Source organism: Streptomyces rubrogriseus, from assembly GCF_027947575.1.
GTDB lineage: Bacteria > Actinomycetota > Actinomycetes > Streptomycetales > Streptomycetaceae > Streptomyces > Streptomyces rubrogriseus.
This window is the reverse complement of the sequence record NZ_CP116256.1, coordinates 3,035,037-3,058,208: the sequence shown is the minus strand read 5'-3', so window position 1 is coordinate 3,058,208 and position 23,172 is coordinate 3,035,037. Positions and strand designations below refer to the sequence as shown.

Here is a 23,172-nt window from a genome sequence, read left to right as displayed (position 1 = left end):
GCAAGATGGTGGCGTGACCCTCATCGATCAGCTGCCGCGGACCGCCGACCCCGATGCCCTGTACGAAGCCTTCGAGGCGTGGGCGCAGGAGCGCGGTCTCACGCTCTACCCCCATCAGGAGGAGGCGCTGATCGAGGTGGTCTCCGGCGCGAACGTGATCGTGTCGACTCCCACCGGTTCCGGCAAGAGCATGATCGCGGCGGGCGCGCACTTCGCCGCCCTGGCCCGGGACGAGGTCACCTTCTACACGGCTCCGATCAAGGCGCTGGTGTCGGAGAAGTTCTTCGAGCTGTGCAAGATCTTCGGCACCGAGAACGTGGGGATGCTGACCGGCGACGCCTCGGTGAACTCCGACGCCCCGGTCATCTGCTGCACCGCCGAGGTCCTGGCGTCCATCGCGCTGCGTGACGGCAAGCACGCGGACATCGGCCAGGTCGTCATGGACGAGTTCCACTTCTACGCGGAGCCGGACCGCGGCTGGGCCTGGCAGATCCCCCTGCTGGAACTGCCGCAGGCCCAGTTCGTCCTGATGTCGGCGACGCTCGGCGACGTCTCCTTCTTCGAGAAGGATCTGGCGCGCCGCACCGGCCGTCCCACCGCGGTGGTCCGCTCGGCCACCCGTCCGGTGCCGTTGTCCTACGAATTCCGCTACACCCCGCTCACCGAGACGCTCACCGATCTGCTGGCGGCCCGGCAGGCCCCCGTGTACATCGTGCATTTCACCCAGGCGCAGGCCGTGGAGCGGGCGCAGGCGCTGATGAGCATCAACATGTGCACGCGCGAGGAGAAGGAACGGATCGCCGAGCTGATCGGCAACTTCCGCTTCACCACGAAGTTCGGCCGCAATCTCTCCCGGTACGTGCGGCACGGCATCGGGGTCCACCACGCCGGCATGCTGCCGAAGTACCGGCGGCTGGTGGAGAAGCTCGCGCAGGCCGGCCTGCTGAAGGTGATCTGCGGAACGGACACGCTCGGCGTCGGCGTCAACGTCCCGATCCGGACCGTGCTGTTCACCGCGTTGACCAAGTACGACGGCACCCGGGTCCGCACGCTGCGGGCCAGGGAGTTCCACCAGATCGCCGGGCGGGCCGGGCGGGCCGGGTTCGACACGGAGGGCTTCGTCGTCGCCCAGGCCCCCGAGCACGTCGTCGAGAACGAGAAGGCGCTCGCCAAGGCGGGTGACGACCCGAAGAAGCGGCGGAAGGTCGTCCGGAAGAAGGCTCCCGAGGGGTTCGTCGCCTGGTCGGAAAGCACGTTCGACAAGCTCATCGGCTCGGAGCCGGAGCCGCTGACGTCCCGCTTCCGGGTCACCCACACCATGCTGCTGTCGGTGATCGCCCGTCCCGGCGACGCCTTCTCCGCGATGCGGCACCTGTTGGAGGACAACCACGAGCCGCGCAGGCAGCAGCTGAGGCACATCCGGCGGGCGATCGCCATCTACCGCTCGCTGCTGGACGGCGGCATCGTGGAGAAGCTCGACCAGCCGGACGCGGAGGGTCGCATCGTGCGTCTCACGGTCGACCTGCAGCAGGACTTCGCGCTGAACCAGCCGCTGTCGACGTTCGCCCTGGCCGCCTTCGAACTGCTGGACCCGGAGTCGCCCTCGTACGCGCTGGACATGGTGTCGGTCGTGGAGTCCACGCTGGACGACCCGCGGCAGATCCTCGCCGCCCAGCAGAACAAGGCCCGCGGTGAGGCCGTGGCCGCGATGAAGGCGGACGGGGTCGAGTACGAGGAGCGCATGGAGCGCCTCCAGGACATCACGTACCCGAAGCCCTTGGAGGAGCTGCTCTTCCACGCCTACGACACGTACCGCAGGAGCCACCCCTGGGTCGGTGACCACCCGCTGTCCCCGAAGTCGGTCATCCGCGACATGTACGAACGGGCGCTGACCTTCACGGAGCTGGTCTCCCACTACGAACTGGCCCGCACCGAGGGCATCGTGCTGCGATACCTGGCGAGCGCCTACAAGGCCCTCGACCACACCGTGCCGGACGATCTCAAGTCCGAGGACCTGCAGGACCTGATCGAGTGGCTCGGCGAGATGGTGCGCCAGGTCGACTCCAGTCTCCTCGACGAGTGGGAGCAGCTCGCCAACCCGGAGGAGATGACCGCCGAGGAGGCTCAGGAGAAGGCCGATCAGGTACGGCCGGTCACGGCCAACGCGCGCGCCTTCCGTGTGCTGGTCCGCAACGCCATGTTCCGCCGGGTCGAGCTTGCCGCCCTGGACCAGGTCGGTGAGCTGGGTGAGATGGATGCCGACGCCGGCTGGGACGCCGACGCGTGGGGCGAGGCCATGGACAAGTACTGGGACGAGTACGACGACCTGGGCACCGGCCCGGACGCCCGCGGTCCGAAGCTGCTCATCATCGAGGAGGAGCCGCAGGACGGGCTGTGGCGCGTGCGGCAGATCTTCGACGACCCGAACGACGACCACGACTGGGGCATCGGTGCGGAGGTCGACCTCACCGCCTCCGACGCGGAGGGCCGTGCGGTCGTCCGTGTCACCGATGTCGGCCAGCTGTGAGCACAGGAGAAGCCCACTCATGACGAATCCGGCCGAGAGCCTCGTCGCCCTGCTCGACCTGGAGCAGATCGAGGTCAACATCTTCCGTGGCCGCAGCCCCGAGGAGTCGTTGCAGCGGGTCTTCGGAGGCCAGGTGGCCGGCCAGGCCCTGGTCGCCGCGGGCCGCACCACCGACGGTGACCGCCCGGTGCACTCGCTGCACGCGTATTTCCTGCGTCCGGGGCGCCCGGGAGTGCCCATCGTGTACCAGGTCGAACGGGACCGGGACGGAAGGTCGTTCACCACCCGCAGGGTCACCGCCGTGCAGCAGGGCCGCACGATCTTCACGCTCACCGCCTCCTTTCACAAGCCTGAGCCGGGCAGTTTCGAGCACCAGCTGCCACCGGCCCGCAAGGTCCCCGATCCGGAGTCCCTGCCGACGGTCGCCGACGAGGTGCGGGAGCACCTCGGCGCTCTGCCGGAGCAGCTGGAGCGGATGGCCCGCCGTCAGCCCTTCGACATCCGCTACGTCGACCGCCTTCGCTGGAGCGCCGAGGACGTCGAGGGAGCCGAGCCCCGCAGCGCCGTGTGGATGCGCGCCGTCGGGCCGCTGGGCGACGACCCCCTCGTGCACACCTGCGCCCTGACCTACGCCAGCGACATGACGCTCCTGGACGCCGTGCGCATCCCTGTGGAGCCGCTGTGGGGCCCTCGGGGGTTCGACATGGCGTCGTTGGACCACGCCATGTGGTTCCACCGGCCGTTCCGGGCCGACGAGTGGTTTCTGTACGACCAGGAGTCGCCGATCGCGACCGGCGGGCGTGGGCTGGCCCGTGGACGGATCTACGACAGGGAAGGACGGATGCTGGTCTCCGTCGTCCAGGAAGGGCTTTTCCGGGCCCTGTAGGTCAGGAGTCTCTGCGCCACAGCCGTCCGAACAGCCCACTCAGCCGTCCGGGTTGCCGCGCCGGGCGCGGTGCGGCGTTCTCCGCCTCGGGCGGCACCTGTTCCGCCGTCTCGCGCGGCAGGGATTCCGGACCGGGCGGGCGCGGCACACCATGTGTGGCCGGTCGGGGCGCCGGGCGATGGCGGCGGGCCGTGGCCACCGCGGCCGCCAGGTCCGAGCGGAGCCAGTCGACCTCGTCCGGGTCACCGGCCGTGACGATCTCCTCGGCAAGCTGCGCGGCAGGGGAGCCCGGCGACCCGTGCGTGGCGCGTGCGGGTCGGAACCGGCGCAGATGGGATCGCTCGTAGGGGTCCGTGACGACGTCCGAGATCTCGGCGGCGTCGAGCAGCGACGCCACCGCCGCGGCCCGGGCCCACGGGTCGTCCGCCTGCCGGAGCAGGAATCCCAGATGCCTTCCCCGCCAGTTGCGGGGACGCAGGTCCAGCCCCTCCCCGAGCTGGTCCCGCAGGCCTTCGGGCGTGCGGCCCTTCAGCAGTGCGGTGTTGCGCTCGTCCGTGCTGAACTGCTGTAGCTCCTCCGCCAGATACAGCCAGACGACGGCGCGGTACCGATTGACGTAGAACTTCACCGGCACCAGCAGACCCAGCCGTGCGAGACGGGTGAACCGGGCCGTGGTCACGTCCATCAGAGCCGCGCCCTCCGTGGTCCCGACGGCCCGGACAGCGGCCCGCAGCGCCTCGGGGAAACCGTCCGCCGCCCGGACACGGTCGATCTCGTCGCGGGGGACGCGCCGCCCGCCTCCGGCGTCGTCGGGTACCGTGCGGACCCGGCCGAGGTGCACGGCGAGGTCGAACTCGCTGCGCCTGAGGCCCAGCTCCCGGGCCGCGCGGTGGTGGGTGACCGAGGCGTCCCGGGTGGCCCCGGTCCGCTCGCCGACCGCTGCGACATCTTGCGTGATGGTGTTGCCGGACATGGTTCGTCTCCCCCGTGGAGTGTGTGGCCGGCGCCGTCCGCGCCCGCCGACACAAAAACCGTAGCCGCAACCGCGGCGTCCGTGGCGAGCCTGTGGATAACTCCGCGACCGACTGCCAGGGACACCGAAAGCGCAGGTCAGGGCTCGGTGGGCGATATTCGTCCCGGCTGCCGCGCGTCGACGTCGAGGTGCTCGCCCACCCGGTTCACGAGCAGCGTCATCTCGTAGGCGATCTGCCCGATGTCGGCCTCCGCCCCGCTGAGCACGCACAGGCAACTGCCCGAACCCGCCGCGGTGACGAACAGGACGGCGTCGTCGAACTCGACCATCGTCTGCCGTACCTGGCCGGCGCCGAAGTGGCGGCCCGAGCCCTTGGCCAGGCTGTGCAGTCCGGACGATACGGCGGCGAGGTGCTCGGCGTCCTCGCGTCGCAGGCCCGTACTCGCCCCGGTCACCAATCCGTCGTTGGACAGGACCAACGCGTGCCGCACGTGTTCGACGCGTGCGGTCAGGTCGTCCAGCAGCCAGCCCAGTCCCTGGTTCTGCACCATGATCCGATCTCCCCGTGTCTCCCCGTACGCGTTGCCTCCCCCTGGCCGGGGGATCCGTCCGCCAGCCTTCACCACGCCCGTGCTCCGGGCAAGGAGGATGGGGGCATGGCACAGAAGATGACCGATGAGGAATGGCGGGTGTTCGTCTCGGACGGCACCCGCACCGGAAAACTCTCGACCGTCCGGGCCGACGGCAGCCCGCACATCGCGCCCATCTGGTTCCTGCTGGACGGGGACGATCTGGTGTTCAACACCGGCAAGGACACCGTGAAGGGGCGCAATCTGCTCCGTGACGGCCGCATCGCCCTGTGCGTGGACGACGACCGGCCACCCTTCCACTTCGTGGTGTTGCAGGGACGTGCGCGCATCTCGGAGGACCTCGGCGAACTGCGGCACTGGGCCGGGCGCATCGGCGCCCGGTACATGGGTGAGGAGCGCGCCGAGGAGTTCGGGGCACGCAACGGTGTCCCGGGGGAACTCCTCGTCCGGGTGACCGTGGACAAGGTCCTGGCCCAGAAGTCGGTCGCCGACTGAGAGCCCCCTGCCCGGGGGCCGGTCCGGTCAGCGGACGGAGTCGAGGAGCCGGGCGGTGTGCATCCGCCCGGCGTACTCGACGAGCCGGATCAGCACTTCCTTCCCCGAGTCGCGGTCCCGGGCGTCGCACAGCACTACCGGCGTTCCCGGATCGAGGTCGAGGGCGCGCAGGACGCTGCACTCGTCGTGGCGGCGTGCTCCCGTGAAGCAGTTCACGGCCACCACGAACGGGATGTGCCGGTGTTCGAAGTAGTCCACCGCCGGGAAGCAGTCCGCCAGGCGCCGGGTGTCCGCGAGGACTACGGCGCCGAGCGCCCCCTGCGCGAGTTCGTCCCAGAGGAACCAGAACCGGTCCTGACCCGGTGTACCGAAGAGGTAGAGGGAGAGTCCGGACCGGATGGTGATGCGTCCGAAGTCCATGGCGACGGTCGTGGTGACCTTCCGGTCGATGCCGTCGGTGTCGTCCACCAGCCGTCCGGCCTCGCTGAGCAGTTCCTCGGTGCGCAGCGGTCTGATCTCGCTGACCGCGCCCACCAGGGTGGTCTTGCCCACGCCGAAACCTCCGGCGACCAGGATCTTCAACGCCAGCGCGGTCGGGTCGCCGTCCGTGGCGTCGGAGCGTTCGGAGCGTTCGGAGAGCATGGATCACTTCTCTCGGTGCGGTTGGTCGTGCACGTGCGTGCCGGTCACGGTCGTTCGTTCGGCCTTCTCTACAGAGCGCGCAGTCCGTCGATCACTTCGCGCAGAATCCGTTCGTCCGGCAACTGCGCCGGTGGCACCGGACGGCTGACGGTCACGCACCCCAGTTCCGCCAGGTCGCCGAGGAGCACTCTGACGACGCCCACGGGCAGGTCGGCGTCGGCGGCGAGTTCCGCCACCGACTGGGTCTCCGTTCGGCACAGGTCGATCAGCGTGCGGTGTTCCGGTCCGAGCACGGTGTCGTCGACGTCCGGGGCGCCGACTGCGCGCGTGACGAGGGCGATCAGGTCGAACCGCACTCCCGCGGGGCCCGGCCGGGTGCGGCCGCCGGTCATCGCGTAGGGGCGGACGAGAGGTCCGGCCTCGTTGTCGTACCACTGGCTGCCCGGCCCTTCCCGGCCGCCGCCCGTGATGTCGTCGGTCATCCTTGGGGCCCTTCCGGGTCATGCGCCGAAGGGTGGTCGTGCGGCTGCACGTGGCGCGGTGCGGAGGTGCTCGCCGACGCGTCGCACCAGCCGCGCCATCTCATAGGCCACGAGACCGATGTCCGCGGTCACGGCGGTGAGGACGGCGAGGCAGGAACCGTCTCCGGCCGCGGCCACGAACAGGTAGCCGTCGTCCATTTCGACCATCGTCCGGTGTACGCCCCCGGCGCCGAAGTGCCGGCCCGCCCCCTTGGCCAGGCTGTGGAAGCCGGAGGCGACGGCGGCGAGGTGTTCGCCGTCCTCGCGGGCGAGTCCGTGCGAGGCGCCCACGGCGAGTCCGTCGTTCGACAGCACCACGGCGTGCCGCACCTCGTGTACGCGGCCGACGAGGTCGTCCAGGAGCCAGTCGAGTTCGCGGGCCCGCCGGGCGGTCCCGGTGCCGGGATTCTGGATCATGCGGGGTCTCCTTCGGTGCTGTCGCCGCTCTGCGGCACCGGCGGTGCGGGGTGGCCGGGGCGACGGCCACCGCCGCGCGACCAGCCGTCGCGGTAGGCGGTCATGCGGTCCCGTACGGCCTCGGGGGTGCGCTGCTCGTCGTCGTGCGCCGGACCGGGCGACCGGGCCGGCTCAGGGGGCCTGCCGTCACGCAGTTGGGGGGCGAGGCTCGCCTGGCGTACCCGTCGGGGAAGGTCGTCGGGCTCCCCCGTCGGCTGCTGCGGGCGGGGAACGTCGCTCTGCGCGGGGGCTTCGGCGGGATCGGGAAGGTCGGAGGACCGGTGCAGTCGCAGTGCGGGTGCTCCGGGAGACCGGTCCGATGTGGTGGTGCGCGTCGCCGCCGGTACGGCGGATGTCAGCGCCGGCCGGCCGACAGGTGCGGACACGGTTTCCTGCTGCCCGACGCCGGGCACGCGCGCGTGCGGATGCTCCTCGGATCGGGCCGTCTCGTGGGCGGCCCGGGGAGCAGATGGGGCCGTTTCGCTGTGCAGGAGTGCCGTGGGCAGGAGGACGACCGCGGTGGTGCCTCCGTAGGGGGATGTCTTGAGGTGCACCTTGATGTCCTGCCTGGCGGCGAGCCGGCTGACGACGAACAGACCGAGCCGGTCGCTGTCGAACAGGTCGAGCGTCTCCGACCGCGCGATGCGGTGGTTGGCCTCGGCGAGGGCGTCCCTGCCCATGCCGAGGCCGCGGTCCTCGACCTCGAGCGCGTAGCCGTTGCCGACCGGTTCGCCGGTGACCCGTACGCGTGTGTGGGGCGGTGAGAACTGGGCCGCGTTCTCGATGATCTCGGCCAGGAGATGGGTGACGTCGGCGACGGCCGCGCCCTGGACGGACGCTTCGGGGAGCTGCCGTACCTCCACGCGCGCGTAGTCCTCGACTTCGGAGACGGCGGCACGGACGACGTCGGTCAGGGAGACCGGCATGCGCCAGGCCCGTCCGGGTGCCGCACCGGAGAGGATGATCAGGCTTTCGGCATGGCGCCGCATGCGGGTGGTGAGGTGGTCGAGCCGGAAGAGGTCGCTGAGTTCGTTCGGGTCGTCGGAGCGGCGTTCCATGCTGTCCAGGAGGCTCAGCTGGCGGTGGACGAGGATCTGGCTGCGGCGGGCGAGGTTGACGAAGACCCCGGCGATGCCGCCGGCGAGTTCGGCACGTTCCACCGCGGCGCGCAGGGCGGCCCGGTGCACGGTGTCCAGGGCCTCGGCGACCTGACCGGCCTCGTCGTCGGCGGGAGGACGCGGCGGTGCCTCGGTCCGGATGTCGATCTCGTTGCCCGCGCGCAGCCTGCGCATCGCCTCGGGGAGCTTGCGCCGGGCGATCTCCAGGGCGCTGTCGCGCAGGCTCACCAGCTCGACCACCAGACCGCGGCCGATGCGGACGGAGACGACGAGCGAAGCGGCGACGGCGAGGAGCCCGAACAGGACCGCGGCCCCGGCCGGAGTGAGCACCCCGCGGGTGAACGGGTCGGCCCGGTCGGCGACCGAACGTCCGGCGTCCCGCTCGATGGCCCGCATGCCGTCACGCACGCGCGCGTGGGCCCCGTCCCAGGCGGCCCGGGGTGTGGCCTCGGCCGGCCGCTGCGGCGATCCGCTGTCGAGCAGTCGGTCCTCCGTCGCGCCCACGGTCAGGTAGGCACCGCTGCCGGCCAGCTCCTGCCATGACGCGCGCTCGGAGCCGCCCAGATCGGCGACGGCGGACTCGGTCAGCGTCCGGCGTGTGGCAACGGCGCCGGTGAACAGGCGCAGCCGCTCACCGGCGAGTCGGTCGGCCGGGCGGACACCCCCCAGCAGGGCGTCCTCCTGGGCCAGTGCCTCGCCCGCGCGGGCGAACTCGACCAGGACGCGCGCGTCGGATCCCGGGTCGACGTCCTGGACCCCGCTCAGCGCGCCACCCACGTGGAAGGCGGCCGAGACGGCCGCCGTGTAGCGGCGATAGGTCTCCTCCCAGTCCGCCCGGTGGTCCAGGACGGCGGTACGCAGCGACCCCAGCCGTTCGGCGCCGGTGACGAACGCCTCGAGCCGCCGGGCCACTCCGGAAGGCAGTTCCTCACTGTCGGCCACGGTGTGGCGATCGCCGAGCCGCAGCTTTCCCACCGCGCGGTCCGTGCGCGCGATCAGTTCCCGGAAGTCGGAACCCGGCACCGACGACGGGTCGGTGGCGTGGCGCACTGCCGCGAGCCGCTCGGCCTGCAGGGCGGCGACGGCGGTACTGACGGGGGCCCGGACACGGGCGTCCACACGCTGGGCCTGCCGCAGCCGGGAGATGTCCTGGGCGGTGGTGACGGTGGCGTACGCCCACAGGGCCAGCAGGGAGACGACGGGCACCATCAGGAGGCAGATGATCCGGGCGCGCACGGTGCGGGGCTGCATGCGCCCGCGCCACGCGCGCGTGGCGGGCGGGTCGGGTGCCTCGCCCGCGGGCTCCGCCGGGCCCTCGTCGGCGGGTGGTCCGGCGTGCGCACGACGGCCGCGCACGGACGGCTGGGCCGGGGTCTCGGCGCCGGCTTCGGCCGTGGGGCGGGCGGGGGTGGTACGGGGTGGACGCATGGCCTCCTCGCTCGGGACGGTGTGCGGTGCGTGGTCGCCGGGTCCTGACGCCCGGTCCGCCGTTACGGGGCGGTGCTCCCGGCGGGTTGCTGCCGGGCCGAGGCGGGCGCCTGGCGCTCCCGGGCCGGCGGCGACAGCGCGACGAAGGCGGACGTCAGGAAGAGGTAGGACCCGAGGCCGACGGCGAGGGGGAAGATGAACTGCATCGCTGTGGCCCCGGGCAGCGCCTCGCCGGAGGGCGTGACGCGCACGCTCACGGCGAACATGCCGGTGTAGTGCATGCTGCTCACCGCCGCCCCCATGATCAACGAGGCGGAGGCGACGGCGAGGGGCGAACGGGTGTTGAGCGCCGCCCACAGGGCGGCTGTGGCGGCGGCGACGGCGATGAGCACCGAGAGTCCGACGCGTACCGGGTCGTAGTTCACCTCGCCGTGCAGGCGCATGGCCGCCATGCCGAGATAGTGCATGCTCGCGACGCCGATTCCGGTGGTGAGTCCGCCGAGCAGGAGCGCCGGCGCCCGGTTGCTGCCGTAGCCGACGGCGAAGACGCCGGCGCAGACGACGAGCACGGCGACGAGCAGACTCACGAGGGTGAGCGGTACGTCGTACCGGATGTCCGTGCCGCTGACCCGGAAGCCGAGCATGGCGACGAAGTGCATCGTCCAGATGCCCGTGCCGATCGCCGAGGCCGCGGTCAGGAGCCAGTTGCGGCGCGTGCGCCCGGTGGCGGCCAGGGCGCGCACGGTGCAGCGCAGCCCGAGGGCCGCGCCGGTGCAGGCCATCGCGTACGACAGCGCGGGGGTCAGCCAGCCGAGAGCGGCGTGGTCCAGGTGTCCCATGGCCCCGGGACGCTAGTCCCGAACGGGGCGCACAACGGGGGCGCATTTCGAAAGGTGTTGCTATCTGACACAGAGGGGAGAGGGAACGATCGCGTCACGCTCGAACGTGTGCACTGCGGCTCTCTCTGTGCTCCGCGTGCTCCGCGGGCTCTTGGGGGATCATGCGAAGCATGAGCGACGACCACACGCACGTCCAGGAATTCTTCGGCTCCCGGGCCGCCGACTGGGACCGCCGGTTCCCGGACGACGGGCCGGCCTACACCGCCGCGGTCGCCGGTCTGGGGCTGCGCGAGGGCGATCGGGTGCTCGATGCCGGATGCGGCACCGGTCGCGCCCTGCCGCCTTTGCGTGCGGCCGTGGGGCCGTCGGGACTGGTTGTCGGGGCGGATCTGACGCCTGAGATGCTCCGGGCCGCCGTACGGGCCGGGAGGGACCGTGACGGACGGCTGCTGCTGACCGACGTGGCCGCGTTGCCGCTGCGCTCCCGGACGCTCGACGCGGTCTTCGCGGCGGGTCTCGTCGCGCACCTGCCGGATCCGGCCGGAAACCTGCGGGAGCTGGCCCGTGTGGTGCGGCCCGGCGGTGTGCTGGCGCTGTTCCACCCGATCGGCCGGGCGGCGCTCGCGGCACGGCAGGGGCGCCGGCTCACGCCGGACGACCTTCGTGCCGAGGCCAGCCTCCGGCCGCTGCTGGCCGGTTCCGGGTGGGCGATGACTGCCTACGTCGACGAGGACGATCGGTTCCTGGCTCTGGCGACCCGCACGGGCTGAGTCGGTCCCGCCCGGCGACCGCCACGAACGCGTCGGGGCGGTCGAGCATGACGCGGTGCCCCGGCGCCCGGCACGGTCCTCCGGCGCACTCCCGCCGCCTCCGGGGCCTCCCGGCCCGGCAGTTCGCCGCCGAGTTCGCCCCGACGACGGGCACGCTCCACCGCGAACTCCCCGAGGAGGGTGCGCACGACCGCGTCCGATCCGCGGCGGAGCCCTGCGGTGGAACGGTTCAGGGCGTGGGGATCCGTCAGCCGCATCGTCGCCGCCCATGGGGCCGACGTCCGCCGGCCCCCGCGCGCGTGGCCGCCGGTGGACGGAAACGAGCTTCTTCTACGACGGAGAGCGACTACGTGGGCGCCGGGGAGTTGGACGATCGCTTCACTCGGCGGCTGACGTGTCGATGTGACGGACCGGGCAGCCCCGGAGGCCGGGGGCCGGGCGGGTGCCCAGATCGGCCAGCCGATAGCCGTTCGGATAGCCCTTGATCTCCCGGTTCTGACGGGCATGGTGCGGGGCGCGCCTCGGCGGCAGCAGGCGGACCGCGCGCCCGCGCAGCCTGACGGCGCGACGCACGACCGCGCGGGTGACGGGGCTCGGCGGGGCGTAGCCGAAGGCCCGCAGCAGGGGTTCGTCGAGCAGGGCGAGGGTCCCGGCCCGCAGGACCGGTGCGAGTGGGCGCGGATACCAGGAGGCCATGAGGTCGAGTGTGGCGTCGGAGACGCGGCGCCCGCCTTCGTCCCAGGCGAAGTGGGCCTGTTCGTAGGCGTCGAGACAGGCCTCGAATTCCTCGTAGGACCCGGGAATGTCCTTGATGCCCATGTGCCGCCCCAGCGTGCGGTAGTGCACGGCGGAGGCAACGGTCTCGTGGCGCGACATCCTGCGCCATCCGTAGGCGTCGATCCAGCGTTTGGGGATCACCACGAACGTGCACAGGACGTACCGCATGTCGTCGTTGGTGATGTCGTAGCTGCGGTGCATCTGGTTGATGCGCCGCATGGCCGTGCGGCCTTGCCGGCTGTCGAAGCCGTGCTCGACCACGGCGTCGAGCAGCAGCGCCGTGTCGTCGTACCGCTTCTGGGGCCGGTCGGTGAACTCCGCGGTCTCGGCGAGCAGTCGGCCGATGCTCGGCACGGCGTAGGTGCGGTAGAGCGCCAGTTCCAGGGCGCGGGCGAAGTCCCAGGGGAACTCGTAGGCCGAGCACAGCCGATAGATCTCCGAGGCGTCCTCGTGGGGATCCATGCGCCGGATCCGTGCCAATCGCTCGAAGCGCCCTGCCATGGCCGCCCCCTTCTGCCGTCGGGACTTCAACTCTACGTTGAGTAGCGGGAGATGTACGGTCAGCCAGAGTGATCGAATGGGGAGGGTGGTCCGCTTGTTCGGCAGGATCCGCGAGGCCTGGGACAGATCCCGCACCGCTCGGCGCACGAGGCAAGGCAAGCAGGGGGAGGCGGGCGGCGGGCCCCGCTCGCACAATCTGTTCGAGGCCGCGGCCGCGTACGTCTCGGCGTGTGTGGACGACGACCAGGACCGGATCGAAGAGGCGGCGGGCCGCGTGTCGCCGGAGGCCCTGTCGTTCGGGGTCAACGAACTGGCGTGCCGGGCCGTGATCGCGCTCGCGCGGGAACGGGACGAGCCCCCGGGGGACGTGGCCCGCGCGCTCCTGGGGCTGCCGGCGACCTGATCCCGGCCCCGGCGCCGGGTGGTCGATTCGCCCCCGTCCAACCGGAAAACTGCAGCTCGGGTGCGTCTGGGAGTCGTGACAAGGGCTTCTCGGGCGCACTAGGGTGCCCGCCATTGGACGAACCGATGGGGAGGCTGGGATGGCCGGGACGGACGAGGACGCCGTCGCCGCCGCGGATGATGCGCTCTATGTGCTCACGGCGGTACTGCTGACGCCGGCGAAGTTTCCGAGTGTGCTGGGCGACGACTATCCGGAGGCGTGCGCCGCGCTCGGTCTCCCCCCGCTGGCCGACGGCTACGGCCTGGTGCTGGGGCAGGACGGTGACGGCGCCCGGTGGACGGTCGTCATCGACGACGTCTCGCTGGTGGCCGTCGCCGTGGCGTCCTGGGACTGCGGCATGGAGTACGACCTGTCGCCTGACGAGCGAACGGTCGTCACGGCACTGCCCGGCTGGCCCCTCGCGGTCGCCGTGGCGGCACCCGGTGTGCCCGTGCCGCACGACCCGGGACCCGAGGCCACCGACCAGCCCGCGCTGTGCCCGCCGGACACCACCGTCTGGGGGCCGCCGCAGCGCCGCCTGGGAGCCGACGAGATCGCCCTGCAGTGGGCACAGTGGCGGGAGCAGATCGACGACGCGGACTTCTCGACGCCGGGCGGCGACGCCGGTTCGGTGGAAGGTGCCCCCGGCGACGGCGGAGAGCGCGGCGCGGGCGACGGCGCGGGTACTGGCGCGGGCGCACCGGCCGACGCCGCGGACCGGAGCGTGGCCACGGACGGACGGTCCGGCGCGGAGGTCTCCCGGCACGGCGGTGTCCGGCGGGTCCTCGCGGAGGCCCGCGCCTACGTCGACACACCACCGCCGCTCGGCCGGGTCCGGTCGTCGTTCGCACCGGGGGACGCGCGGACACTGCGTGCGGACGGCCCCGGCTGGTCGCTCGTCGCCAGGACCGACGACATCGCGTTCATCCTGCTCGACGAGGAGCCCGGTGAGGTGCTGCCGGTGGGGCGGGGGCCGTCGCTGCCCGGACTCCTGGAGGCCCTCGACAAAATAGCCGTACGGCCCAGCTGACCAGGGACACGGGAGGCGTCCCACCGCCGGGAGCCGGCCGTCGGAGGCGTCAGCGCCTCAACGGCCTATCTCCTTGCGGGAGACACGGCGCAGCCTGCGACGCTGTGAGGGGTCGAGCGTGAGGTAGGCGGCGGCCGGGACTCCCAGAACAATCAGCAGGGCGGCCCACCAGGGCAGCCAGATCAGCAGGATGAGCCCGGCCGCCACGCCACCTGCTGCGACCTTGGCGTTCTTCGACATGATGTCGCCTCCTTCGCGGCCACTGCCGCTCTCTGTCCTGAAAACGGATCCGCGCTCGTGGCGGTTCCGCAGCGCGACCCTGAGAACACCCTGAGGACCGACCCCTACGCGCCCCTGAGAGCTCGTCGGCGACTGAGTCCGGGAAGGCATCGGCAGAACACCTCCCCCACTGAATAGTGACCCATGCCACACCCAGGCCGCAGTTCACGGCCTCGACCTCCGTGTACACTCGGCCGCCGCATCCTGGCTAGTCAAATTTGAGGAATACGTCATCGCTGCGCAGAACACTCCTCCCGCCCCCACCGAGATCTCCGCACTCGCCGACTGCTGCGCCGTCTTCCTGCCCGGCGACCCGGCACGCACCGGCACGGTCGCGTTCTGGCGCCCCGACGGCGAAGCGCCCGGCACCGTACCGACGGGAGCCGCGGGAAGCCTGAGGGTCGCTCTGCCCGACGGCAACGGTGTGGAGGCGGTGAGCGTGCCGGCCGTACTGCTCCCGGTACGGGCCGCCCTGCCCGTGCTCACACGCGCGCGTGCCCGCGCGACAGGCCACCGGGCGTCGGTGTTCTGGGGAGCGGTCGCCGTCGAGGCCCTTCACCTCGTGGCGCGCGGCCTGCTGCTGCCCGGCCTGTCCGCGGCCGAACACGACGCCTGGCGCGTGGGTCCACTGGACGCCGAGGGGACCGAGCGGGTCCGGCACCTCGCCGCCGCCATGCCGCCCGAGGCGCACGCGGTCCCGGTGAACGGCGCCGGTCCCCTGCGGCTGCCCGACCCGGAACTGCTGGTGCGGTCCTTCCTGGACGCCGTCGCGGACACACTGCCCCGTTCCCCCGCCGCCGAGCTCCTGACGGCCGGGCCCGCCTATGCCTCGCGGGCGCCCCGGCCTTCGCCCGAGCTGCGCGAGTGGGCCCTGGACGTCGCCGCGGGACACGACACGGGCGTCCGGCTGTCGCTGCGTGTCGAGGTGCGGGGACTTTCGGCCGCGGCTCCGCAGGACGCCCGGCCGGTGTTCCGGGCGGTGCCACAGGTGCACAGCGTCAGCGATCCCGGGCTCGTCGCCGACACCGCTCAGGTGTGGGGCGGCAGCGTGGGAGAGGCGTTCGGCACGCGCGCGCGGATGGACGCCCTGCTCGCCCTGCGCCGGGCGGCACGGGCCTGGCCCTCGCTCACGCCCCTGCTTTCGGCGACCGTACCGGACGCCGTCGAGCTCACCGACGAAGAGATCACCGAACTGCTCGGAGCCGGCTCCCGGGCGCTCGCCGCCGCCGGAGTCGACGTGCACTGGCCGAGGGAGCTGGCCCGCGACCTGACCGAGCGCGCCGAGGTGGGACCGCCCGACGGCGGCCCGGCGTCGCGTGCGGCTGGGCCCGAGGCCGGACCGTCGTTCCTGTCCGCGGACGCGCTGCTCGCCTTCAACTGGACGTTCGCCCTGGGCGACAAGGCCCTCACGCGCGAGGAGCTGGATCTGCTCGCCGAGGCGAATCGCCCTCTCGTACGCCTGCGGGACCGGTGGGTGCTCGTCGATCCGGAGGAGGCCCACCGGGCCCGCGCCCGTCAGGATCACAAGGTCACGCCGGTCGACGCCCTGGCCGCGGCCCTGTGTGGCTCGGCGGAGGTCGACGGACACCGCGTGGAGGTGCGGCCCACGGGATGGCTGGCGTCCCTGCGGGAGCGCCTCGCCGACCCCGAGACGCAGGAGCCCGTGGCGCAGCCGGCCGCCCTCGATGCCACGCTGCGCGACTACCAGCGACGGGGCCTCAACTGGCTGGTCCGCATGACGTCGTTGGGCCTCGGCTGCTGCCTCGCCGACGACATGGGGCTCGGGAAGACCATCACGCTGATCGCCCTGCACCTGCACCGGCAGTCGGACGCGGAGGCCGCCGGTCCCACCCTGGTGGTCTGCCCGACCTCCCTGATGGGCAACTGGCAACGGGAGATCGAACGGTTCGCGCCCGGCACTCCCGTGCGCCGCTTCCACGGGCCTCGCCGCGAACTCGACGGCCTCGCGGACGGCGAGTTCGTCCTGACCACCTACGGCACCATGCGCCTGGACGCCGAACGGCTCTCCGCCGTGTCGTGGGGCATGGTCGTGGCGGACGAGGCGCAGCACGTGAAGAACCCGTACTCCGAGACCGCGCGACAACTGCGCTCCATCGGCGCACGCGCGCGCGTGGCGCTCACCGGCACCCCGGTGGAGAACAACCTCTCGGAGCTGTGGGCCGTTCTCGACTGGACCACCCCCGGGTTGCTGGGCCGGCTCGGCGGCTTCCGGCGGCACTACGCCCAGGCCGTCGAGGGCGGGCAGGACCCGGCGGCGGCGGAGCGACTGGCCCGGCTCGTACGGCCCTTCCTGCTGCGGCGCCGCAAATCGGATCCCGGAATCGCACCGGAACTGCCGCCGAAGACCGAGACGGACCATCCCGTGTCGCTGACCGCGGAGCAGACGGGCCTGTACGAGGCGGTGGTGCGCGAGGCGCTCGCGGAGATCGCCGGGGCCGACCACATGGCGCGGCGCGGCATGATCGTGAAGCTGCTGACGAACCTCAAGCAGATCTGCAACCACCCGGCGCAGTTCCTCAAAGAGAGCCGGCCGAAGATCACCGGTCGCTCGGGGAAGCTGGAACTGCTGGACGAGTTGCTCGACACGATCCTCAGCGAGCAGGCGAGCGTGCTGGTCTTCACGCAGTACGTGCAGATGGCGCGGCTCCTGGAGCAGCACCTGGCCGCGCGCGGCGTGTCGTCGCTGTTCCTGCACGGCGGCACGTCCGTCACCGCCCGGGAGTCGCTGGTGCGACGCTTCCAGGACGGCGATGCCCCGGTCTTCCTGTTGTCGCTGAAGGCCGCGGGCACCGGACTGAACCTCACGCGCGCGGAGCACGTCGTTCACTACGACCGCTGGTGGAACCCGGCCGTCGAGGCGCAGGCCACCGACCGTGCCTACCGGATCGGCCAGACCCGTCCCGTGCAGGTGCACCGGCTGATCGCCGAGGGGACCATCGAAGACCGCATCGCCGCCCTCCTGAACCGCAAGAGGGAACTCGCCGACGCCGTTCTGGGCTCGGGCGAGGCGGCGCTCACGGAACTGACGGACGCGGAACTGGCCGACCTGGTCGAGCTGCGAGGGGGTACGCGATGACCCGGTACGACGACCAGGCGGAGCGGACGTTCGTCGCGCTGCCGCCCGCACAGGGGCGGGGCTTCGCGCAGACCTGGTGGGGCCGCGCCTGGCTGAAGGCGCTGGAGGACGCGGCGATGGACGCGGCGCAGGTGAAGACGGGGCGCCGGCTGGCGCGCGCGGGAGCGGTCGGGGCGGTGTCGGTGCGGCCGGGGCGCATCACCGCGGTCGTGCAGGACCGGGACCGTACGGCGCACCGGGCCGACGTCCTGCTGGAGCAGCTCTCCGACGCACAGTGGGACCGCTTTGTCGACATGGCGACCGAGCGGTCGGGGCATGTCGCGGCGCTGCTGGACCGCGACATGCCACCGCACCTCGTGGAGGACGCGGCGGCCGCCGGCATCGTCCTGCTGCCGGGCATGGGCGACCTGGAACCGGAGTGCGACTGCGGCGCCTGGGACCACTGCGGGCACACCGCCGCGCTCTGCTACCAGGTCGCGAGGCTGCTGGACCAGGATCCCTTCGTCCTGCTGCTGATGCGGGGACGCGCGGAGGATGCCGTACTCGACGCCCTCCAGGCACACGGTTCCGCGCCCGCGGAGGACGTCACGTCCCGGCCGGAGGGTGTGGACGCCACGGAGGCGTACGCGGCGGGCCAGGTGCTGCCCCCGTTGCCCGAGCCGCCCGGCCTCGGGGAGGGCCCGGGCGTGCCGCCGTCCCTGGACACCGAGGCGGCACCTCCGCCGGGCGTCGACCCTTCCGGCCTGTCCTTTCTCGCCTCGCGGACGGCGGCGGAGGCCCACCGCCTGCTCGCCGAGGCCCTGCGCGGCGGGCACGGAGAGCACGCAGTGGCCCCGGAGCCGACCCCGGCACAGGATGCGGTGCGCCTGGCCGCGGGGGATGCGGGACCGGACGTACTGGACCGCCTCGGCGACGGTTCGGGGCGCACGCGGGAGGCACTGGCCGCGGCCGTACGCGCATGGCGCCTCGGAGGCGGAGCCGCCCTGTCCGTGCTCGAGGAGGAATGGGCGGTGGAGGGCGACACGCTCGCACGCGCGCGTGCGGCACTGGAGTCGGCCTGGGAGGAGGACGAGCGGCCCTCGCTGCTGGCGCGGGCCAACCGGTGGACGGTCGTCGGCGCGCCTCACCAGCTTCGCCTGGACCGCCAGGGGCGTTGGTGGCCGTACCGCAGGGAGCACGGCCGATGGGTCCCCGTGGGCGGACCGAGCCAGGACCCGGCGACGGCGCTGGCCTCAGCGGCCCTCGCGACCGACTGCGAGCCCTGACGGCCCCGTCCCGCGCTGCCGGGTGACGCCCCGCACGAGATCCGGCCCCGTCCGCGAAGGACGGGGCCGGAGCATTCTCACGGGTGCCGGAGCGGTCAGCGGGCGCCGAGGAGGTGGTCCATGGCGAGCTGGTCGAGGTGCTCGAAGGCCATGCCTCGCGCGGCGGCCGCGTCCACGTCGAAGGTGTCGTAGGCGCTCCGGTCGGCCAGCAGGGCGGCGAGACCGTCCTCGGCGGTCGGGCGGGACAGTTCGTCCAGCCGGGCAGCGGCCAGCGCTTCCTGCACCTGCGGGTCGGCGCGGAATGCCGCCGCCCGGTCCTTGAGGATCAGGTAGTTGCGCATGCAGCCCGCCGCCGACGCCCACACGCCGTCGAAGTCCTCGGTCCGCGGCGGCTTGAAGTCGAAGTGCCGCGGACCCGCGTACCCGGCCCGCTCCAGCAGGTCGACGAGCCAGAACGCGGCCCGCAGATCGCCCGCACCGAACCGCAGGTCCTGGTCGTACTTGATGCCCGACTGGCCGTTGAGGTCGATGTGGAAGAGCTTGCCCGCCCACAGCGCCTGGGCGATGCCGTGGGGGAAGTTCAGGCCGGCCATCTGCTCGTGGCCGACCTCCGGGTTCACGCCGTACAGCTCCGGCCGCTCGAGGCGCTCGATGAAGGCGAGGGCATGGCCGACCGTCGGGAGCAGGATGTCACCGCGCGGCTCGTTGGGCTTCGGCTCGATCGCGAACTTCAGGTCGTAGCCCTGCTCGGTGACGTACTCGCCCAGCAGGTCGAAGGCCTCCTTCATCCGGTCGAGCGCGTCCCGCACGTCCTTGGCCGCGCCGGACTCCGCGCCCTCCCGGCCACCCCAGGCCACGTAGACGCTCGCGCCCAGCTCGACCGCGAGGTCGATGTTGCGGATCGTCTTGCGCAGCGCGTACCGCCGCACGTCCCGGTCGTTCGCCGTGAAAGCGCCGTCCTTGAACACCGGGTGCGTGAACAGGTTCGTCGTCGCCATCGGCACCTTCATGCCGGTCGCGTCCAGCGCCTGCCGGAACCGCTTGATGTGCGACTCCCGCTCCGTGTCGCTCGACCCGAAGGGGATCAGGTCGTCGTCGTGGAACGTGACGCCGTACGCACCCAGCTCGGACAGACGCCGTACCGACTCGGCGGGGTCCAGGGCCTGCCTGGTGGCGTCACCGAACGGGTCACGGCCCTGCCAGCCGACCGTCCACAAACCGAACGTGAACCTGTCCTCGGGAGTGGGCTGGTAGTTCATTCCGCGGCTCCTCACTCGTGCCGATCAATCGCTGCCGACTATTTCGTCATGGCGCTTTACAAATTAGTATGCACACACGGTCCTGGGAAGGGACAAGGTGTCCCCGAAGGAGTGAAGGCCGGGTCGCGGGACCCGCGGAAGAGGGAGAAGCCCGATGTCAGCAGCCGAGGGTCCGCTCGTCGTCGGCGTGGACACGTCCACCCAGTCCACCAAGGCGCTGGTCGTCGACGCGGCCACCGGCCGGGTCGTCGCGAGCGGCCAGGCGCCCCACACCGTGTCCTCAGGGGCCGGCCGCGAGAGCGATCCCCGCCAGTGGTGGGATGCGCTGGGCGAGGCCCTGAGCCAGTGCGGCGAGGCCGCCCGCGAGGCCGCGGCCGTGTCCGTCGGCGGGCAGCAGCACGGTCTGGTCACGCTGGACGCCCAGGGCGAGCCGGTGCGCCCCGCCCTGCTCTGGAACGACGTGCGCTCAGCTCCGCAGGCCCGCCGGCTGATCGACGAGCTGGGCGGGGCGAAGGCCTGGGCGGAGCGCACGGGGAGCGTGCCCAGCGCCTCCTTCACGGTCACCAAGTGGGCCTGGCTGGCCGAGCACGAGCCGGAGGCGGCCCGCGCGGTGAAGGCCGTACGGCTCCCCCACGACTACCTCACCGAGCGCCTCACCGGCGAGGGGACCACCGACCGCGGCGACGTGTCCGGCACCGGTTGGTGGGCGGCGGGCACGGAGGCCTACGACGAGGAGATCCTCGCGCGCGTAGCGCTCGATCCGGCGCTGCTGCCCCGGGTCGTCCGGCCCGGCGAGGTGGCCGGCACCGTGCGCGACGGCCACGGCCTGCCGTTCTCCAAGGGGACCCTGGTCGCCGCCGGCACCGGCGACAACGCGGCCGCCGCGCTGGGTCTCGGACTGCGCCCCGGCGTCCCGGTGATGAGCCTCGGCACCTCGGGCACCGCGTACGCCGTGTCGCAGCGCCGGCCCGCCGACCCGACGGGAACCGTGGCGGGCTTCGCCGACGCGCGCGGCGACTGGCTGCCGCTGGCCTGCACCCTCAACTGCACGCTCGCCGTGGACCGCGTCGCGTCCCTGCTGGGCCTGGACCGGGAAGCCGTCGAGCCGGGCACCGACGTCACCCTGCTGCCCTTCCTCGACGGCGAGCGCACACCGAACCTCCCGCACTCCTCCGGCCTCCTGCACGGGCTGCGCCACGACACGACCGCCGGACAGCTGCTCCAGGCCGCGTACGACGGCGCCGTCCACTCGCTGCTCGGCGCGCTCGACCTCGTCCTCGACGCCGACGCGGACCCGTCCGCGCCCCTGCTGCTGATCGGCGGCGGTGCCCGGGGGACGGCCTGGCAGCAGACCGTACGGCGGTTGTCCGGGCGCCCGGTCCAGATCCCGGACGCCAGGGAGCTGGTCGCGCTCGGTGCCGCGGCGCAGGCGGCCGGTCTGCTGACCGGCGAGGACGCGGCAGCGGTCGCCCGACGCTGGAACACGGCCGCCGGGCCGGTGCTCGACGCCGTGGAACGGGACGAGGCGACGCTGAACCGGATCACCGGGGTACTCTCCGACGCGGCACCGCTGCTGGAACGGGACACGGCCTCCCGCTGAGGACGCGCCCGCACGCGGGCCACCGGCGGACAGTCCGCTCCCCGCGGAGCCGCCGCGGACGGGTCGCACAGCAGACCGGGACATGACGAGGGGCGTCTCAGGCATCTCCCGTCGCCTCCGGCTTCGGACGGCCCGCACGCGGCCCGACCGCGCCCGTGGTGGTCGGCCGGGACCGGACCGAGCGACGACAGACCAAGGACTGACGGAGGCATGACCGCACCGCCGCACGAAGCCCAGCCGGCCCGCCCCGGGCGCGCGCTGCCGGACACCCAGCAGGGGATGCGCCGCCGCAACCTGTCGCGGGTGATGCACACCGTCAGCGCCGAGGGCCCGCTGTCCCGGGCCGCCGTGGCCTCGCGGATCGGGCTGACGCGGGCCGCGGTGTCGACCCTCGTGGACGAACTCATCCGCTCGGGCCTGCTGGAGGAGCTGGGTCCCGAGCGCCCCGGCCGCGTGGGCCGTCCCGGCTCCGCACTCGCCGTCAGCGGACAGGGCCCGGCCGGCATCGGGGCGGAGGTCGGCGTCGACCATCTCGCGGTCTGTGCCGTGGACCTCCGCGGCCGCGTACGCGCGCGTGCGGTGCGGTACGGCAGCAACCGGGGCCGTTCGCCGGAGCCGGTACTGGAGCAGCTCACCGGCCTGGTGCGTCAGGTGGTCTCCCAGGCGGAGACCGAGGGACTGTGGCCGGCCGGCCTCGCGGTGGCCGTGCCCGGTCTGGTGGCCCGGGACGGCCGGACCGTCGTCCGCGCACCGAACCTGGACTGGCACGACGCGGACCTCGGCGCCCTGCTGCCGGCGGATCTGCCGCCGACCGTGGACAACGAGGCCAATTTCGGCGCGCTCGCCGAACTCTGGCTCGGCGACGGCACTCCCCGGGACTTCCTGCACGTCTCGGCCGAGATCGGCATCGGCGCGGCCGTGGTGTTCGACGGTCGGCTACTGCGCGGTACCCGCGGGTTCGCCGGTGAGCTGGGGCATGTGCCCGTCCATCCCGACGGGCCCGGGTGCGCCTGCGGTGGGCGCGGGTGCCTGGAACAGTACGCCGGTGAGAAGGCGGTCCTGCGCGCGGCGGGCGTGGAGCCGGGGGAAGACCGTGTCGGCCTGCTCGCCGACCGGGCCGCGGAGGGTGACGAGGACGTACGGCGTGCCCTGCGCGAGGCGGGCACGGCGCTCGGCATCGCCCTGACCGGTGCGGTGAACCTGCTGGACCCCGAGGGCGTGGTGCTGGGCGGCGCCCTCGCCGGACTCGCGCCCTGGCTGCTGCCGTCGCTGCGGGACGAACTGGCCCGGCGCACGGCGGGCCCCGCCTGCCCGGTCGCGGTGTCGGAGCTGGGTCCGCAGGGGCCGCTGCTCGGCGCCGCACACTCCGTGGTCCGGGCGGTCCTGGACGACCCGGGCGCGGTGGCGGAACGGGCCTGACACTCGCCCGTCGGGAGGTCACCGACAATCCGCACCATCGCTCGCGTTCACTCGATCGAGTGAGCGCGGTGTCCACAAGGCGGTGGCTGTCCACGGAACGGCGCGGCGCTCTACTGCGCAACCCCCGCTCCCCGTACGGTGATTCACGCGGACGCACCTCGCCCACGGGGCGGTCGGACGTCCGCGTCGGCATTCCGCTCCGCAGTCATTTCGCTCTGTCGTGCGCTCTGACATGTCGCTCCGTCATGTCGCCCCGTC

General features: G+C 72.7%; 20 protein-coding genes. 10 read left to right on the top strand and 10 right to left on the bottom strand.

Going from position 1 to position 23,172, the window contains the following annotated elements; translation table 11 throughout:
• Positions 1–13 precede the first annotated feature (13 nt).
• Entirely contained in the window at positions 14–2,527 is a 2,514-nt protein-coding gene (locus tag Sru02f_RS14005) for a DEAD/DEAH box helicase (protein ID WP_174855020.1), read from the top strand.
• Positions 2,528–2,546: 19 nt separating this feature from the next.
• Positions 2,547–3,413, top strand: a complete 867-nt coding sequence (locus Sru02f_RS14000) for an acyl-CoA thioesterase (RefSeq protein WP_003977678.1) — start codon at positions 2,547–2,549, stop codon at positions 3,411–3,413.
• Position 3,414: 1 nt separating this feature from the next.
• Here the strand turns inward: Sru02f_RS14000 and Sru02f_RS13995 are convergent, their stop codons facing one another.
• Positions 3,415–4,386: a DUF6397 family protein gene (locus Sru02f_RS13995; protein WP_109030348.1), complete on the bottom strand. Its 972-nt coding sequence runs from the start codon at positions 4,384–4,386 to the stop codon at positions 3,415–3,417.
• 137 nt (positions 4,387–4,523) lie between these two features.
• Positions 4,524–4,937, bottom strand: coding sequence for a roadblock/LC7 domain-containing protein (locus tag Sru02f_RS13990; protein WP_087810698.1), 414 nt, complete (start codon positions 4,935–4,937; stop codon positions 4,524–4,526).
• A gap of 105 nt (positions 4,938–5,042) precedes the next feature.
• Here Sru02f_RS13990 and Sru02f_RS13985 point away from each other — a divergent pair, with 105 nt between their 5' ends.
• Positions 5,043–5,471 (top strand): PPOX class F420-dependent oxidoreductase, encoded by a 429-nt coding sequence (locus Sru02f_RS13985; protein WP_109030347.1) that lies wholly within the window; start codon positions 5,043–5,045, stop codon positions 5,469–5,471.
• A gap of 27 nt (positions 5,472–5,498) precedes the next feature.
• Here the strand turns inward: Sru02f_RS13985 and Sru02f_RS13980 are convergent, their stop codons facing one another.
• The 5 genes from Sru02f_RS13980 to Sru02f_RS13960 all read right to left on the bottom strand — a co-directional run bounded on the left by Sru02f_RS13980 (position 5,499) and on the right by Sru02f_RS13960 (position 10,475).
• Positions 5,499–6,113: a GTP-binding protein gene (locus tag Sru02f_RS13980; protein WP_109030346.1), complete on the bottom strand. Its 615-nt coding sequence runs from the start codon at positions 6,111–6,113 to the stop codon at positions 5,499–5,501.
• 68 nt (positions 6,114–6,181) lie between these two features.
• On the bottom strand, positions 6,182–6,595 hold the full coding sequence (locus Sru02f_RS13975) for a DUF742 domain-containing protein (RefSeq protein WP_109030345.1): 414 nt from the start codon (positions 6,593–6,595) through the stop codon (positions 6,182–6,184).
• A gap of 18 nt (positions 6,596–6,613) precedes the next feature.
• Complete coding sequence (locus Sru02f_RS13970; RefSeq protein ID WP_109030344.1) at positions 6,614–7,051, bottom strand: roadblock/LC7 domain-containing protein; 438 nt, start codon at positions 7,049–7,051, stop codon at positions 6,614–6,616.
• Positions 7,048–9,636 carry a sensor histidine kinase gene (locus tag Sru02f_RS13965; protein ID WP_109030343.1) on the bottom strand — a complete coding sequence of 863 codons (2,589 nt, stop codon included), beginning with the start codon at positions 9,634–9,636 and terminating at the stop codon, positions 7,048–7,050. Before Sru02f_RS13965 ends, Sru02f_RS13970 begins: the two co-directional genes overlap by 4 nt.
• Positions 9,637–9,698: 62 nt before the next feature.
• Complete coding sequence (locus tag Sru02f_RS13960; protein WP_109030342.1) at positions 9,699–10,475, bottom strand: MHYT domain-containing protein; 777 nt, start codon at positions 10,473–10,475, stop codon at positions 9,699–9,701.
• Between the two features lie 170 nt (positions 10,476–10,645).
• On the opposite strand from Sru02f_RS13960, the gene Sru02f_RS13955 reads away from it, so the two are divergent.
• Positions 10,646–11,245, top strand: coding sequence for a class I SAM-dependent methyltransferase (locus Sru02f_RS13955; protein WP_109030341.1), 600 nt, complete (start codon positions 10,646–10,648; stop codon positions 11,243–11,245).
• A 378-nt stretch (positions 11,246–11,623) separates the two neighbouring features.
• Here Sru02f_RS13955 and Sru02f_RS13950 read toward each other — a convergent pair whose 3' ends face one another.
• On the bottom strand, positions 11,624–12,523 hold the full coding sequence (locus Sru02f_RS13950) for an oxygenase MpaB family protein (protein WP_109030340.1): 900 nt from the start codon (positions 12,521–12,523) through the stop codon (positions 11,624–11,626).
• 76 nt (positions 12,524–12,599) lie between these two features.
• On the opposite strand from Sru02f_RS13950, the gene Sru02f_RS13945 reads away from it, so the two are divergent.
• Both Sru02f_RS13945 and Sru02f_RS13940 read left to right on the top strand, forming a co-directional pair.
• Positions 12,600–12,926, top strand: a complete 327-nt coding sequence (locus Sru02f_RS13945) for a hypothetical protein (protein WP_109030339.1) — start codon at positions 12,600–12,602, stop codon at positions 12,924–12,926.
• Positions 12,927–13,065: 139 nt separating this feature from the next.
• Positions 13,066–13,995 (top strand): hypothetical protein, encoded by a 930-nt coding sequence (locus Sru02f_RS13940; RefSeq protein WP_109030338.1) that lies wholly within the window; start codon positions 13,066–13,068, stop codon positions 13,993–13,995.
• Positions 13,996–14,052: 57 nt separating this feature from the next.
• Here the strand turns inward: Sru02f_RS13940 and Sru02f_RS13935 are convergent, their stop codons facing one another.
• Complete coding sequence (locus tag Sru02f_RS13935) at positions 14,053–14,235, bottom strand: hypothetical protein (protein ID WP_016325661.1); 183 nt, start codon at positions 14,233–14,235, stop codon at positions 14,053–14,055.
• Positions 14,236–14,506: 271 nt separating this feature from the next.
• Between Sru02f_RS13935 and Sru02f_RS13930 the strand changes: the two genes are divergently transcribed.
• Entirely contained in the window at positions 14,507–17,371 is a 2,865-nt protein-coding gene (locus tag Sru02f_RS13930) for a DEAD/DEAH box helicase (RefSeq protein ID WP_167469460.1), read from the top strand.
• Complete coding sequence (locus Sru02f_RS13925) at positions 17,368–18,636, top strand: SWF or SNF family helicase (protein ID WP_109030336.1); 1,269 nt, start codon at positions 17,368–17,370, stop codon at positions 18,634–18,636. Before Sru02f_RS13930 ends, Sru02f_RS13925 begins: the two co-directional genes overlap by 4 nt.
• Before the next feature lie 95 nt (positions 18,637–18,731).
• Here the strand turns inward: Sru02f_RS13925 and xylA are convergent, their stop codons facing one another.
• Positions 18,732–19,895: a xylose isomerase gene (gene xylA / locus Sru02f_RS13920; protein WP_109030335.1), complete on the bottom strand. Its 1,164-nt coding sequence runs from the start codon at positions 19,893–19,895 to the stop codon at positions 18,732–18,734.
• A 154-nt stretch (positions 19,896–20,049) separates the two neighbouring features.
• Between xylA and xylB the strand changes: the two genes are divergently transcribed.
• Together xylB and Sru02f_RS13910 are read left to right on the top strand one after the other, a co-directional pair.
• Entirely contained in the window at positions 20,050–21,495 is a 1,446-nt protein-coding gene (gene xylB, locus Sru02f_RS13915; protein ID WP_109030334.1) for a xylulokinase, read from the top strand.
• A 210-nt stretch (positions 21,496–21,705) separates the two neighbouring features.
• Positions 21,706–22,914: an ROK family transcriptional regulator gene (locus tag Sru02f_RS13910; protein ID WP_109030333.1), complete on the top strand. Its 1,209-nt coding sequence runs from the start codon at positions 21,706–21,708 to the stop codon at positions 22,912–22,914.
• Positions 22,915–23,172 lie beyond the last annotated feature (258 nt).